The 13,499-nt window shown below is 70.9% G+C and carries 14 protein-coding genes and 2 CRISPR repeat arrays; of the genes, 13 read left to right on the forward strand and 1 reads right to left on the reverse strand.

Annotation, left to right across the window (positions count from 1 at the left end; all coding sequences use genetic code 11):
• The first annotated feature begins 105 nt into the window (after window positions 1–105).
• From ACIA5G_RS47920 to cas2, 13 genes are all read left to right on the forward strand, one after another.
• Complete coding sequence (locus ACIA5G_RS47920; protein ID WP_395936125.1) at window positions 106–1,851, forward strand: Cas10/Cmr2 second palm domain-containing protein; 1,746 nt, start codon at window positions 106–108, stop codon at window positions 1,849–1,851.
• On the forward strand, window positions 1,848–2,927 hold the full coding sequence (locus ACIA5G_RS47925) for a type III-B CRISPR module-associated Cmr3 family protein (protein WP_395936127.1): 1,080 nt from the start codon (window positions 1,848–1,850) through the stop codon (window positions 2,925–2,927). Before ACIA5G_RS47920 ends, ACIA5G_RS47925 begins: the two co-directional genes overlap by 4 nt.
• Window positions 2,927–3,943, forward strand: a complete 1,017-nt coding sequence (cmr4, locus tag ACIA5G_RS47930) for a type III-B CRISPR module RAMP protein Cmr4 (protein ID WP_395936129.1) — start codon at window positions 2,927–2,929, stop codon at window positions 3,941–3,943. The genes ACIA5G_RS47925 and cmr4 overlap by 1 nt, the downstream gene beginning before the upstream one ends.
• A 5-nt stretch (window positions 3,944–3,948) precedes the next feature.
• Entirely contained in the window at window positions 3,949–4,332 is a 384-nt protein-coding gene (locus ACIA5G_RS47935; protein ID WP_395936131.1) for a type III-B CRISPR module-associated protein Cmr5, read from the forward strand.
• Complete coding sequence (gene cmr6, locus ACIA5G_RS47940; RefSeq protein ID WP_395936133.1) at window positions 4,329–5,171, forward strand: type III-B CRISPR module RAMP protein Cmr6; 843 nt, start codon at window positions 4,329–4,331, stop codon at window positions 5,169–5,171. The genes ACIA5G_RS47935 and cmr6 overlap by 4 nt, the downstream gene beginning before the upstream one ends.
• Window positions 5,168–6,118 (forward strand): hypothetical protein, encoded by a 951-nt coding sequence (locus ACIA5G_RS47945; RefSeq protein WP_395936135.1) that lies wholly within the window; start codon window positions 5,168–5,170, stop codon window positions 6,116–6,118. The genes cmr6 and ACIA5G_RS47945 overlap by 4 nt, the downstream gene beginning before the upstream one ends.
• Window positions 6,115–7,503, forward strand: a complete 1,389-nt coding sequence (locus ACIA5G_RS47950; protein WP_395936137.1) for a hypothetical protein — start codon at window positions 6,115–6,117, stop codon at window positions 7,501–7,503. The genes ACIA5G_RS47945 and ACIA5G_RS47950 overlap by 4 nt, the downstream gene beginning before the upstream one ends.
• The gene (gene cmr1, locus ACIA5G_RS47955) at window positions 7,500–8,726 is read left to right on the forward strand and encodes a type III-B CRISPR module RAMP protein Cmr1 (RefSeq protein WP_395936139.1); all 1,227 of its coding nucleotides are present in this window, start codon (window positions 7,500–7,502) and stop codon (window positions 8,724–8,726) included. The genes ACIA5G_RS47950 and cmr1 overlap by 4 nt, the downstream gene beginning before the upstream one ends.
• 226 nt (window positions 8,727–8,952) lie before the next feature.
• Window positions 8,953–9,210: direct repeats of the CRISPR family, unit length 38 nt; unit sequence GCTGCCGACCGCAGTCACGCCGAAGGGCGTATAGAAAC.
• Window positions 9,211–9,454: 244 nt separating this feature from the next.
• Window positions 9,455–10,135, forward strand: a complete 681-nt coding sequence (gene cas6, locus ACIA5G_RS47960) for a CRISPR system precrRNA processing endoribonuclease RAMP protein Cas6 (protein WP_395936141.1) — start codon at window positions 9,455–9,457, stop codon at window positions 10,133–10,135.
• Window positions 10,136–10,147: 12 nt separating this feature from the next.
• Window positions 10,148–10,426: a hypothetical protein gene (locus tag ACIA5G_RS47965; protein WP_395936143.1), complete on the forward strand. Its 279-nt coding sequence runs from the start codon at window positions 10,148–10,150 to the stop codon at window positions 10,424–10,426.
• On the forward strand, window positions 10,374–10,913 hold the full coding sequence (locus ACIA5G_RS47970; RefSeq protein WP_395936145.1) for a reverse transcriptase domain-containing protein: 540 nt from the start codon (window positions 10,374–10,376) through the stop codon (window positions 10,911–10,913). Before ACIA5G_RS47965 ends, ACIA5G_RS47970 begins: the two co-directional genes overlap by 53 nt.
• Window positions 10,914–10,980: 67 nt before the next feature.
• Window positions 10,981–12,000, forward strand: a complete 1,020-nt coding sequence (gene cas1 / locus ACIA5G_RS47975) for a CRISPR-associated endonuclease Cas1 (RefSeq protein ID WP_395936147.1) — start codon at window positions 10,981–10,983, stop codon at window positions 11,998–12,000.
• The gene (gene cas2 / locus ACIA5G_RS47980; protein ID WP_395936149.1) at window positions 11,991–12,275 is read left to right on the forward strand and encodes a CRISPR-associated endonuclease Cas2; all 285 of its coding nucleotides are present in this window, start codon (window positions 11,991–11,993) and stop codon (window positions 12,273–12,275) included. The genes cas1 and cas2 overlap by 10 nt, the downstream gene beginning before the upstream one ends.
• Before the next feature lie 183 nt (window positions 12,276–12,458).
• Window positions 12,459–12,714: a CRISPR direct-repeat array (repeat unit 38 nt; unit sequence GTGCCGACCGCAGTCACGCCGAAGGGCGTATAGAAACA).
• Window positions 12,715–12,877: 163 nt separating this feature from the next.
• On the opposite strand, the gene ACIA5G_RS47985 is transcribed toward cas2, so the two are convergent.
• Window positions 12,878–13,499, reverse strand: a 622-nt coding sequence (locus tag ACIA5G_RS47985) for a hypothetical protein (RefSeq protein WP_395936151.1), incomplete at its 5' end; no start/stop codon positions are given.

Here is a 13,499-nt window from a genome sequence, read left to right on the forward strand (position 1 = left end):
GAGCACGCTGCCGTCCCACGCGCTCCCCAGCCCAGGAGTGAAACATCTGGTCGTCTTGTGACGACTGGAGGGAGGTCTGTGTCGACACGGTTCGGGGAGGGTTTCGTGGCTGTCGAGTTGGTGCTGTTCACCGTCGGCGGCGTTCAGCGCTTCCTGGCCGAGTCACGCAAGACGGTGGACATCGCGGGCGCCAGCCTCGTCTTCCGACACCTGGTGATCGCGGCGGCCTCCGAGGTTCAGGAGGCGTTGAGGACGCACACCGCACCGGCGGGCCTGATCTTCCCGGCAGCTTCCGCGCTGTCCACGAACGAGGGCGTGACGAACAAGATCGCCTTCCTTGCCCCGAGTGGGCTGGGCGCGGAGCTGGCGCGCCGGGCCCAGAAGGTCGCCGAAGAGAAATGGCGCGAGCACGTGCGCGATGCCTACGCGGGCTCGCCGGGCGTCCCGGACACCCCTGGCATGCCGGATATCGCGTGGGTGTGCGTGCCCGGCGAGGACGGCGAGGACCACACGGCGCTGTGGGAACGTGCGCAGGCGGCGATGACCGCGCGGCGCCGGAGCCGGGTCTTCGCCGCCTACGCGTGGCAGCGCGTGCGGTTGTGCCAGCAGTCCGCGGCCGTTCCGGCCGCTGCGGCGCCGCGCGCGTCCGCGCGTCGTGAACGTCGTGAGTTGCTCTCGGGCGCGGGCTGGACCAAACGCGCGGCCGGCAACCTGCAGTACCCGCCCGGCCGCCGCTTTCCGGCCACGACGGTGGTCGCGTCCGCCGTCTACCGGGCCCGGCTGTTGCGCGCGGCCGCGCTGGACACCACGATCGCTGACCGGCTCCGTTCATCGGTTCAGGCGCTCTCCGCGCTGGTCGACGACCGCCACACCCAGGCGGCCGGAAACGAGGCACCACCCGGACTGGAGCCGCTGACCGACCGGCTGGGGACAGCTGTCTACCCGGATCTGTGGTCTGAAGCGGACGGCCGGGACTTACTTCCCGAGGACGCGGATCCCCAGACGGTGGCGCGCGGGGCCGCGGCGGCTCGTAACATCGCCGGTATCGCGACACAGGCCGGCGTGGTCGGGCTGAGCTCGTATTACGCGGTCGTGGTCCAGGATCTGGATCGGCTGGGCCTGCAGGTGAGCCGGCTGGGACTGGCCGCGCAGCGGTCGGCGTCCGCGACGCTGACGGAGCTGGGACGGGCGCAGCGTCTGCTCAGTGAATCCCCGGAGTATCTCGGGGTGCCGGTCTATGCCGGCGGTGACGACTTCTTCGCCTTCGCCCCGGCGGCGCACGCACTCGAGCTGGCCGGCGCGCTGCGCCAGGAGGTGGACCGGCACCTTGCCGGGACACCGTTGGCGGGGGCGACGGCCTCGACGGCGGTCGTGTTTGCCCATTTCAGTGCCGCGTTGCAGCAGGTGGTGTCCACGGCCCAGGAGGCGCTCGCGGCGGCCAAGGACGCACCGGGCTCGGACGGGGCCGACCGGGACGCGGTGACGGTGGTGGCATTGCGCCGCGGCGGCGAGCGGGCCCGCACCGTGCTGCCCTGGACCGTGGCCGGCCGCAGTGCCGTGGACCTGCTGCGGGCGGTCGCGCCGGACGCGGCCGCCGGCGCCTTGTCGGCCGCGTTGGCCTCGAGCGTGGAACGCGACGCGGCCGAGCTGGATGCCTTGAGCCTGCAGGGGTTCCGGGACGTAGCCGAAGACGAGATGCGCCGCCGGGTCGCCCGGCAAGGCGGCGGGCCGGAGGTGGCGGCCGCGTTCGCCGCACTGGGCGCGGCCGAACGCGCCGAGGGCCCGGAGCACGCGTTCCGGCCGGCGCGGACGATGCTGGTGGCGCGGTTCCTCACCCAGGAGTGCCAATGACCGCGGCCGGGCAGATCACCCGGACCTGGTTGTCGGTGGAGCCGCTGGACAGCCTGATGGTGCGGGACGGACGGCGGTTCGCCGCGGGTGACTCGTCGGTGGCGGCCGGGGTGGCGCCGGCGCCGAGCACGTTCGGTGGCGTGGTCAAACGCGTCTACGGCGGCGAGGTGGACCGGATCGTCGGCCCGGTCGCGCACCTGTATGACACGCCGATGTTCCCGACGCCGGTCGACGTGGTCGAGACCGGCGACCTCGCGCGCGGCCGCCGGTTGTCCCGGTTGCCGCTGCTGCCGCGCCCTGAGCACGAGATCAGCGACCTCGACCCGGCCCCCACCGAGCAAGGCGCGCCGCCGCGGCTGAGCCACGCCCTGGCCGGTGAGGGCGATCCGGTCGGTGGCTGGTTATCAGCCGAGGGGATGGCCGCCTGGCTGAACTCGGGCGCCTTGCCACCGGGGGAGATCGAACCCGAGATGTGGGCCCCGTGGGCCGAGACTGCGCTGTGGCACCCGGAACCGCACGTCGGGATCGCGCGCGATCCGGTGTCGGGCACCGTGCTGGACGGCATGTTCTACCGGGCCGGGCATCTGCGCCCCGTCGACGGGCTGCGATTCGTGGTCGGCTGCGACCACCGCATCCAGCCCCGCGAGGTCCCCGCGACCGTGGTTCCGCTGGGCGGACGGTCCCGGATGGCGTCGGCGACACCGGTGCAGGCGGCCGATCCGTTTCCCCGGGCGCCGGAGGAATTTCCTGGTGGCCGGGTGGTGGTGTACCTGGCGACGCCGGCTCTGGTGCGTGAGGTGCGCTGGGTCCCGCCCGGCACGTCCGCGCGGCTGTGCGGCTTGGCGGTGGCGGGGCCCCAGGCGGTGGCGACCGCTTCGCCGGAGGACCCGGGTTCGACCAGCCGGCTGATGTGGGCGGTGCCCGCGGGCAGCCTGTACTTCCTGCGCTTCGACTCCCCAGGAGAAGCGCAGGACTGGGCGGCGCGGTTTCACGGCGGGCTGCTGCCGGGGCTGCCGCGCACGGACAACCCCGTGGTGACCGCCGGATTCGGGACGTGCCTGACAGGGAGATGGTGATGGCACAACGCATACTGGTCCTGCTCGCGGAAACCCCGGTGCACGCCGGCGGCGGTGAGGCGACGGGAATCGTGGATCTGCCGATCCAGCGGGAGGCCGCCACCCGGTTGCCGATCATCTGGGGCCAGAGCCTCAAAGGCGCGCTGCGCGACACCCTGCGCCCCCAGATCGATTCCGGCGAGGACACCAGGATTTTCGGCTCTCCTGTAGCCGCCGGCTCGGATTCGACCGGCGACCGGGCCACCACGCGGGGCGGGGTGGCCTTCGGGGATGCCCGGCTGCTGCTGTTGCCGGTGCCGACGCTGGTGCGGACTTTCGCGTGGGTCACCTCGCCGCTCCTGCTGTCCCGGCTGGGACGCAGCGCAACGGTCCTGTCCGGCACCAGCACCGGATGGAACCTCACCACGCCACCGGGCTCGACGGCCATCGCGGGCGAGACGTGGAGCGGACGGCAGGCGCTCGGCTCGCTGGTGCAGACCGTCCGCCCGGACCGCGCGCTGGCGGGGATCGCCGCCGATCTCGCCGAGCTGGTGTTCCCCGCCGGCGCCGCGTTCGACCCCGCCCGCGCCAAACTGCGGGAGGACCTGCTGGTGGTGGACGACGGCGTGCTGGCCGAGCTGAGCGAAACCGGCACCGACATCGTCGCCCGCGTCCAGCTGAACGCCGACAAGACCGTCGAGAACGGTCCGTTCTACTCCGAGCACCTGCCATGTGACACCGCGCTGGTCGCGCTGCTCTCGGGCGAGGACGAGCTGCTGGCCCGGCTGAGCGAGCTGCTCGACGGCACCACAGTCCGGATCGGTGGGGACGAGACCATCGGCAAGGGCCTCCTCTGGTGCCGTATGCACGACGCGGCCGCGCTGGTCCGGCACTCCGCGGCACCGGCGCCGGCCACGCCAGCCATGCCGGCGCCCGTGGTGGAGACTGCGGCCGCCGCGACGACCGGAGCGGCGCCGCGGCGGCCTGGGGGCGCCGGGCCGAGCCCGGCCTCGATTCCGCCGCGGGGGACGCGGTGACCGGCATGCGGCTGGACCGCGACCTCGCGGTGGCCGCCGCCCGCGCCCTGCCCGACACCGTCGATAAGGACTACCTCACGGTGATCCGGACGGTTCCGGTCATGCTGCACAGCAGCGGCCTCGCCGCGGCCGCCGCCTACCTGCTCTCCCGCGTCCGCCCCACCAGCGACGACGGCCCGGACCGCTACGCGCGCGTGTCCCAGGCTCTGATCGAGGACGCGGCCCGCTTCGTCGGGATCGCAGCCACCGGCCCGCCGCTGCCCATTCTGGATGCCCTGCTCGCCGACGAAGCCACGTATCGCCTCGCCGAACGCCGCGCCCGCGGCTTCGCGGTCTGGCTCGCCCGCCTGGCTGCCGCCCGCCACCACGCCGCCGAGGCCCGGACATGACCCCGCGGCCGCTGACCTATGGGTCCCTGCACGACCTGGTCACCACCGGGGAGGAGATCCAGCACCTGCAGACGCAGCCGAACGGGTATCTGCTGTGGTCGCGGCTGTGGTGCGGGCTCAGCGACAACGGCACTGTGTCCGACGACACCGCCCGGCAGCTCAAGCACCTGGAGGCGGTCGCAGCGGCGGCTCACGCGATGCCGCCGAAGCTGCTCGAGTCGATTGCGGCGCGGCGCCGGGCGGCCGCGGCCGCGCTGGTCGCGCGTGATCCGGAGCTGGTTAGCGTCGAGGTGGCGCTCGTGCCGGAGTGGCGGGTGGTGGTGGGGCACGGGGACAACACCGTCCACGAGACCGGACTGACCTGGTCACCGACCTACGGAGTGCCGATGTGGCCGGGCAGCGGCCTGAAAGGCGCGGCTGCGGCGCAGGTGCCAAGGCGCTGGCCAGACCGGCCCGGACTGGTGGAGCAGCTCTTCGGCGGCCCACGCCCGGGCAAAGCCGGGAATGCCGGGCAAGGCGCTGTGACGGTGCTGGACGCGCTCCCGGCGGCGCCACCGCACGTGGTGGTCGACGTGCTCACCCCGCACGGCGGTGGCTACTACCGCGAGGTGAACTCCGGCGCCAAGGTGGTCACGCCGCCGGCGGAATACCACAACCCGGTGCCGGTGCACTTCCTCGCCGTCGAGCGCACCCCCTTCCATACCGTGCTGATCGGCCGCACCACCGCCGTGCAGGCCACCGTGGCGCTACTGAGGGACGCGGCGGAAGACTGGGGGATCGGGGCGAAAACCGCCGCCGGGTACGGCTACTGCACCGTCACAGTCGTGGAGCCGTCATGACCGGCATCCTGCACGTGGTGCCCGTCGGCACATCCCTGCTCAAGCACCTCGCCGCCGATCGGCGCGTCTCCACGCCTTTGCGCAACGCCCTCACCGGAGGAACGCCGCTGCGGGGTCTGCTGACCCAGGCCGACCGCGGCGACGGCCGGCTGCTGCTCGAACCGCTGCTGCACCAGGACCCCGGCCAGGCCGCCACGGTGACAGCCGAGCTGCAGCAGCTCACACCGAACCACAGCGCCGAGCTGACCGCCCTCGACGCCCACGACCGGACACGAACCGAGCGCCCAGCCCCGGGCAGGGACTCGATCGTGCTGATCGCCACCGACACCGACGACGGGCTGCGCGCCGCGGCACTGCTGGCCCACCTGCTCGCCTCCCGGGCCGGCAGCCTGCCCCGCTACGCCGACGATCCGGTCACGTCCCCGGCCGGGATCACCGTGGCGGCCGGGCAGGTGCTGCTGGTCCGAATTCCCCGCCTCGACCTCGACATCGGCGGCGCCCCGGACAGCCGAACCTGGCTGTCAGTCGGGGAAATCGGCCGCGCCGTCGCCCACGACCTCTGCGACACCGGAGCCGACCGCCGGGCGGTCTTCCACCTCACCGGGGGCTACAAGGCACTGCTGCCGTACCTGCTGCTGACCGCCGACGCCGTGGCCACCGTCGTCCGGTGCCGCCTCGGCCCCGGCTCCCGCGTCAGCGCCCAGGTCCTGCACGAAACCAGTGGACAACCGGTTCCGCTGCCGGTGCGCTGGCTCACCGGCACCCCGCTCGAGCGGGCTCAGGACCTGTCCCGATCGGCCGGCACCCGCGATCATCTGGTCGTCGACGACTTGCACGACTTCCGCGGCACCTACCTGCGGGACGAGCCGTTCACTGGACGCCGGGAGCTGACCGAAGCCGGGCTAATCCTCGCCCGCACCCTGTGGGCGCTGGAAGAACCGCGATGAACGACCGGGTCGCCCGCTACTGGGACACGGTCCTGCGGACAGGCACGTCACCGCTCCCACGGCTGCCGCTGCCCGCCGTCACCGACCGGGTCGACCCCGTCGTGCTGGCCGGGCTCCTCGCCGATCCCCACTGCCTGGACGGATTCGACACCGCGGGCCCGCGCCGCCGCACCGACCTGATCGCCGCGCTGGCAGTGTGGCTGGAGCACCTGCCTACACACCTGATCCCCGAGCCGATGCGGTCCCGCGCCGCGCGGCTGCGGTTCCTGATCTGGAGCCTGCCGTTCCGACTGCGGGCCCTCGGCGAGGAGGCCGACGTCCTCCCTGAACGCGTCGACCTGCCGGTCACACGGACGGGTGAGTACCCGCCGCCCCAGGTGCTGCAGGTGGATCAGGCCGTTCTCCTCCTGGCGCGGACCGCGCGCGAGGAGTGGCTAAGCCACCTGCGGGCCTGGCAGGACGACCCGTGGCTCTCGGCGGTCCACCACACCGACCCCGCGCGGTTCGAACGGGAACTGCGTTGGGTCACCCACGCCTGGCCCGACGACACCGCCACAGCCGGCCCGCAGGAGCGGCGCCTGGCGCTCGTTGCCCGCCGCGCCGGGGACACAGAACGCCGCGACGACGAAGAGCGGATCGCCGCCGACGTCACCGAGAACCACTGGCTCCCGCGGGCGGCACTGTTGCGCGGAAGCCGGGCCTTGGGCACCGGCGACTGGCGCAGCGCCGCGGCGTTCGCCTCCCTGGCGCTGTCACCGCTGCTGCTCTTCGCGGCCCAGGCAGGCCCGCTCGCCCGGTGGGTCGCGCTGGCGCAGCTCCTGGCCGGGATGATCACCGTCATCGCGGCCAGGCCACGCCGGGATGCGGTGCTGCTGCTGCGGCTGCCTGCGGCGTCGGCCGCCGGGGCACTGGTGCTGCTGAGCTTCACCCCGCGCTGGTGGCTGGACCCCGACGCCTGGCGCGTCGGCCTCGGCCTGCTCGCCGTGTCGATGCTCTACCTGATCATCGAGACCCGGCTGCACGGCGTCCCGGTCTGGGCAGCGGTAGGCCGCGGCACCGTGATCGGCCTGATCGGGGCCGGCTACGCGATGACCTTGAGCATCCTCATCCTCGGGTTCGTCGCGCCGAGCGTCGCCGAAAGCGGTCAATGCCTGCTCGGCTGGTGGCTCCAGCCGCCCTACACCGCCCACACCTACCCACCCGCCCAGGCCGCGGCCTGTGCCGAGGCCCTGCACACCGGCGCAGCAGCCGCGCCGGCCGGGTTCGTGCTCCTGCTCACCGGATGGTCGCTGGCCGTCGGGCTGGCCGCGCAAGTGCTGTGGGACGACCGGCCCGTCACCGCGCCCCTGGGACGGCTCAAACGCACCCGAGGAGGCACCCCATGACCGTGTGGACCACGTTCACCCTCCGTGTCGACACCCCGCTGTTCAGCGGCGACACCACCGGACCCGACACCGGAACGATCATCCGGCCCCCTTCGATCCGCGGCGTGCTGCGCTACTGGTACCGCGCCCTTGCCGCCGGCCACACGGTGTGCAGCGTAGACGACCTGCCGCAGCTCGCGGACGGCGAGACCGAAGTGTTCGGCAGCACCGCCACGCCGTCTCCGATCCGGCTGCGTGTCACCCAGCCGGTCACGCCCGCCGAGGACGCCGGCATCCTCCCCGGCTGGGCCACTCGGAGTGAGAATGGGTTCGCCGGCGCCCGGTACCTGCTCGGGCAAGGACTCTGCACCGGCGGGCGAATCCCCGCACTCAGCCGCCCCCACCTGCCCGTCGACACCACCTTCGACCTGCACGTCGCTCTCCCCAAGGACCCACGCATCACCCAGCGGTTCATGCTCGCCCTGTGGGCCTGGCTCACCTACGGCGGGCTCGGCGCCCGCACCCGCCGCGGATTCGGTCGCCTGTCCTGCACTGCGATCAGCAACCCACCACCACACTGGAGCACCGCTCTGCTGCACCCCACCGGCACCGCCGGCGCACTGCTGGCCCGCTGGCACACCGTCATCCCGGTCGACGTCGCCGACGCCATCAAAGCGGCCTTCCTCAAACCGCCGGCCTCCACGAAGAACCCCTGGGAGTCCCGCGGCGGCCTCAGCCCGTTCCCGGTGCTGTCGGCCGGAACCTGGTCCGCCAACGCCCTCGACCTCCAGCCCCGGCCACTACCGGAAGCGCTGCACCGCACCGGCGCCGCCTGGCGCATCTTCCGCAACGACGCCGCCACCACCGACGACTACACCGCGGCAACACCGGAATGGAAAACCACGATCCTCGGACCAGACAACAGCTACCCGGTCGCTGCCCTCGGGCTCCCGGTCAACTACTACCGCCCGAAAGACCGCCTCAAAGCATCCGTCAACCTCCATCTCGACAACCAGGCCGCGCGCCGCGCATCCCCGGTCTGGCTCACTCCCGTCCGGCTCGGCGACACCGACCGCTACGCCGTTTTCACCCACATTTTCTACGCCGACCTCGCCCCCACTGAGCAGCAAGCGACCCTCCGGCTCGACGGAGGACCGGCGCCGCGCCCCTTGACCCTGCCCTCGGCCGCCACCGCAACCGCGATCTGGGACGCGTGGCTCGATGGCGACCCTCGCGGCGGATGAGACACTCTGTCGGCTCGAGGTTGCTCTCGCGGCGGGAGGTAACCCCCGTGACTAGGCCGAACGGGCGATGGACTAGTGAAGATCTACAAGCCGTGTCGCGTGCACGCCCACCACCAGCGAAAACAAGCCAGGCGGCCCCCAGTGACGATCATGCGGAGCGGAAAATCGGAACTGCCGTGCAGCGAACGGGTTTATGCGCTGCTCAGAGCGACCCGAAACCAAGTGGGGTGCCGACCGCAGTCACGCCGAAGGGCGTATAGAAACGTTTCCGCCACCCACAGACCGTTCGGCACCGAAAACTGTGCCGACCGCAGTCACGCCGAAGGGCGTATAGAAACCGGATTTCGGGGATGCGGGTGTCCTCGGTCACAAGCTGCCGACCGCAGTCACGCCGAAGGGCGTATAGAAACACGGGTTGTTGTTGTGCCACCAGCCGAGGTCGGTCAGGTGCCGACCGCAGTCACACCGAAGGGTGCACGGCAGGAGGGTTCGAGCTCCTCCGGGGAAGTGTGACTCCTTTGGTGTCGGCCAACGTCGCCGCCCACCGGCGGGCCACGTCCAGCAGTCCTGGTGCGGCTGGGGGCGTATGGATGGTCGCGTCTCGATGCGCGTATGTGCGTTGTCGCGTAACGATTCGATGGCGGGTTCGGTGGTGGTGAAACTTGGCGTGGGCCGCTGCCGACTTCAGCGGTGTTCGCGTGAGGCGGCGGGCGTGTTCGGTGGTCGCGGTGGAGGTGGTGATGCCGAGTCTGTGGGAGATGCCGGTTCCCGGGGGAGCGCTTAGTCGACGCCGATTGCATGGGTTGCTGGCGTCGTGGCTGGACACCGATCATCGAGCGGACCGAAAGGCGTGGTCGTGGAAGGCGACGAGCGCCGGAATCGAGATCGGTGTGCTCGACGACGGCTTGATCGGGAAGCTGCTTGCGGGGGCCGGCAGCCGGGTGCGGCAGGTCGCTGCGGTGCCGTGGTCCGACGTGGCGAGTGGCTCCGGGTGTGAGTGGGCTGTGGAGTTCGTGAGTCCAGTGACGTTCCGGCGGGGGAATCGGTTGGTGCCGTGGCCGTCCCCGTCGGCGGTGCTGGGCAGTCTGCGCGCGGACTGGCGGCGGTTCGGCGCGCCGCATGTGGGTGACCTGGACGTGGATCTCGCGCTGGACCCGGTGATGGTGACCGAGGTAACGGGGACGAGCGAGGTTGAACGGTTCATGTTGCACGAGCGGCCTGACACGACCGGGCATCGGGTGCCGGTCCACGTCACGGTGGGGGGCTTTCGTGGGCGGGTGACATATGCGGTCGAGGATCCCCGGCTTCGGGTCGCGGTGGGGAAGTTGCTGGCGATCGCGCCGTATGCCGGCGTGGGCGCGCACACGACGAGAGGTTTCGGCGGCGTCCGGCTCCGGCCGGGGCGCTGAACGGTGGGGGAGGTGTTGAACCGCGTCGCCGCGCCCTCGGCGTTGGCGGCTGCATGGGCGGATGTGCTTCTGGCCGACGCGCGGGACGAGGTGCTGTCGACGGGCGTGCAGCGTTTCGGGAAGGGCGTCGAGGGCAGGCTGGCTGAGCTGTCCGCCCAGTTGCTCGACGGTAGCTACGAGCCCGGCGTGCTGACTGAGGTCGTGACCACCGACGCGGACGGCGGCGAGCGGGTGTTGCGTGTTCGGGCGTGCGGGACCGGGTCGTGGAGCGGTCGATCCTCGGCGTGCTAGGCCCGGCGATCGACGTGCGCTCGGGCCGGGCAGCTTCGCTTACCGGCCGGGGCTGGGCGTCGGTGACGCGGTACGCGAAGTCGCGCGGCTGCGTGACGAAGGGTTCGCGTGGGTGCTGCGGACCGATGTGCACGACTGCTTCCCGTCGATACCGCTGGACCGACTCGATCGGGAGCTGCCAGCGCTGATCGAGGATGCCGAGTTGGCGGCCGTTGTCCGGTTGTTACTCGCGCGAGGGGCACGGCGTCCCGGGCGGTGCGATCTTCTCGCGCCGAAAGGCCTGCCGCAGGGGTCGCCGTTGCTGGCGAACTGGATGCTGGAGCCGATCGATGAGCGGATTCGCTGCGGCGGGTTTCCCGTCGTGCGCTATGGCGACGATTTCTGTGTGGTGGCACGGTCCCGAGATGAGGCGTGGAGGCGGCGCGGGTGGTTCACGCGGCGGTGGAGAAGGCCGGGATGGCACTGGGTGCTGACAAGACCGAGGTGATGTCCTTCGCCGACGGTTTCACGTTTCTGGGCGAGGACTTCGGTTCCCTATCCGCCGGTCCTCGAGCGTGGTGTGGCGGTTCCGCAGCGCGGGCGGTGTTTTGGGGGTTCAGGGCAGCGGGGCGTGGGTCGAGGACGGGCGGCTCGTCGTTGTCAAGGACGAGGAGCGTCTGCTTGACGTGCCGATTGGGCTGGTGGCGAGGATCGTGTGTTTCGGCGCGGTCGGGGTGAGCGCCGGCCTTCGGAACTGGGCCTTGTCGGCCGGGATTGAGCTGGTGTTCTGCTCTCACCGGGGTCGCTATCTCGGGCAGACGATCTCGGGGCCCGCGGTACGCGCGTCCCGGCTTCGGCGGCAGCTGCACGTAGCGCAGGACCCGGCTCGGTCACTTCCCCCGGCACGGGCCATGGTGGCGGCGAAGCTGCGGAAGCAGTTCGTTCTGCTGCGCCGGACCATGCGCGGCGAATCGGCCGAGGAGCTGGGAGCGGCGATCAGCGCCATCGAGAGCTACGTGGCGATGCTGCCCCAGGCGACCAGCCGAGACGAGCTGATGGGTCTGGAAGGCGCGGCCGCGAGGGCCTACTTCCAGTCCTGGCGTGCGTTCCTGCCCGGCGATCTAGGCTTTACCGGCCGCAACCGGCGTCCGCCGCGGGACGTGGTCAATGCGGCGCTGTCGTTCGGTTATGCGTTGCTGGTTTCGGAGACGACGTCGGCGCTGGTGGCCGCCGGGATGGAGCCTTCCGTCGGCCTTTTGCACGCCGAGGACGGTGACCGCCCGAGTCTGGTACTGGATCTGGCGGAGGAGTTCCGGCCGCTGGTCGTTGACCAACTCGTGCTCGAGGCCTTCCGCAGGCGTCGCCTGACCGCTGAACACGGCCGCCGGGACACCGAGCGTGACGGTGTTCTGCTGACCAAAGCTGGCCGGCAGGCCGTGCTCGACGGCTACGAACGCCGGATGCTGCAAACCACCAAAGGAGCACTGCCAGACTTCTCCGGGAGCCTGCGCCGGCACCTGTACCGTCAGGCGCAGAACATCGCCGGATACGTCGAGGGCACCGTGGCCGAGCTGACCGGACTGTCATGGCGCTGACGACGCTGGTTTGCTATGACATCTCCCGGGACTCGGTGCGCGCGCGGGTCGCGGGATACCTGCAGCACTGGGGCGACCGCATCCAGCGCAGCGTGTTCGTGTGCTCGATCGACACCGCTGACCTCCCCGGCTTCCGAGAGCGGCTCGCCGGAATGATCAACCCGGACGCCGACGCGGTGCACCTGGTGCCGCTGTGTGCCACGTGCTGGTCGAAGACCGTCGTGCTCGGCCAGGCCGACGTCGAACCCGATCGCCCGTACTGGATCGCGCTGTGACCTGGTTAGGCTGAACGGGGGGGAAGGAGCGCTAAAGATCGACATCCTATCTCGCCTGCATGCGCTCTACCAGCGCAAACGTGGTTCGAACGGCGTATTATCGCTCTTTTTGGTGCGACGATCGGAGGTGCCGTGCACATGCTCGCTGTTGTTGCTGGTCAGAGGCGCGTTCGGCGGGGTAGGGTGCCGACCGCAGTCACGCCGAAGGGCGTATAGAAACATGAACTTGTGGATCTGTTCGTAGCGCAGCTTGAGGCGTGCCGACCGCAGTCACGCCGAAGGGCGTATAGAAACACCACGAACGTCAGGTACCAGCTGGTACGCGGCTGAGTGCCGACCGCAGTCACGCCGAAGGGCGTATAGAAACATCACCCGGATGTTGTTGTTCGGGTATTCCGCGAGTGCCGACCGCAGTCGCGCCGGACGACGATCAGCTGCAGACGACAAGCCTGAAACTGGCCTTCGGTGACCTGCAAGTCCAGTCGGCTAGGGGAAGGATCTCATCGCGCGTCGGGTCGCCAGTAGGCGCTGGCCTCGCCAGGGGTCTTCGGACGCGGAACCGGACTGAGGAGTGTCACAACCGCAGGCTTCAGTTCGTCTAACTAGACTTCATCCTGGAGCTTGGGTGTCGGCTCGCGTACAAGCAGTTCTCCCAGGTGGATCGCCGCGATGGGGGACAGCTCGGTGTGCTCCGCGACGATGACCATCTGGCAGATGGCGACGAGGTTGTGCAGGTGGACGGCCCGTATGGCCGGATTGGGGGAGATTTTCAGCTGGTCCTCGATGGCCTCGACGATCCGCATCGCCCCCGTGGCCCACACCTCCGGCGGCAGTACGGTCTCGGCATAGGCCAGCATGGGAAGGACGTCAAGACGGAGGTCTTTCTGCGCGGCGTCCAGTGCCCGCATCAGGACGGCATCCGGTCGGAGGTCCACCGTGGGCAGGCTGTCGGTGTAGCCGTCCGGCACGCCCGGTGGTTCGAGGTCGGCGAAGTACTCCAGTAGCAGTCGGTGGAGGAACGTGTGGCCGCCGCCGGTCCGGAGCAGGAGCGCGCGGTCAACGGCGAGGTCGAGGAAGGGCCGCAGCCGTAGCGGGATGATCCCCGCGCGGACCAGCAGGATCCGCGTGAGGGGCTGCCCAGGGTCTGGTTGACACCTCACGTGTGAGGCTTCGGCCTCGCCTGGAAGGATGTCATCGTGCCCAAGCCCTACCCCCGTGAGTTCC

The organism is Amycolatopsis sp. NPDC051758, from assembly GCF_044453095.1.
GTDB lineage: Bacteria > Actinomycetota > Actinomycetes > Mycobacteriales > Pseudonocardiaceae > Amycolatopsis.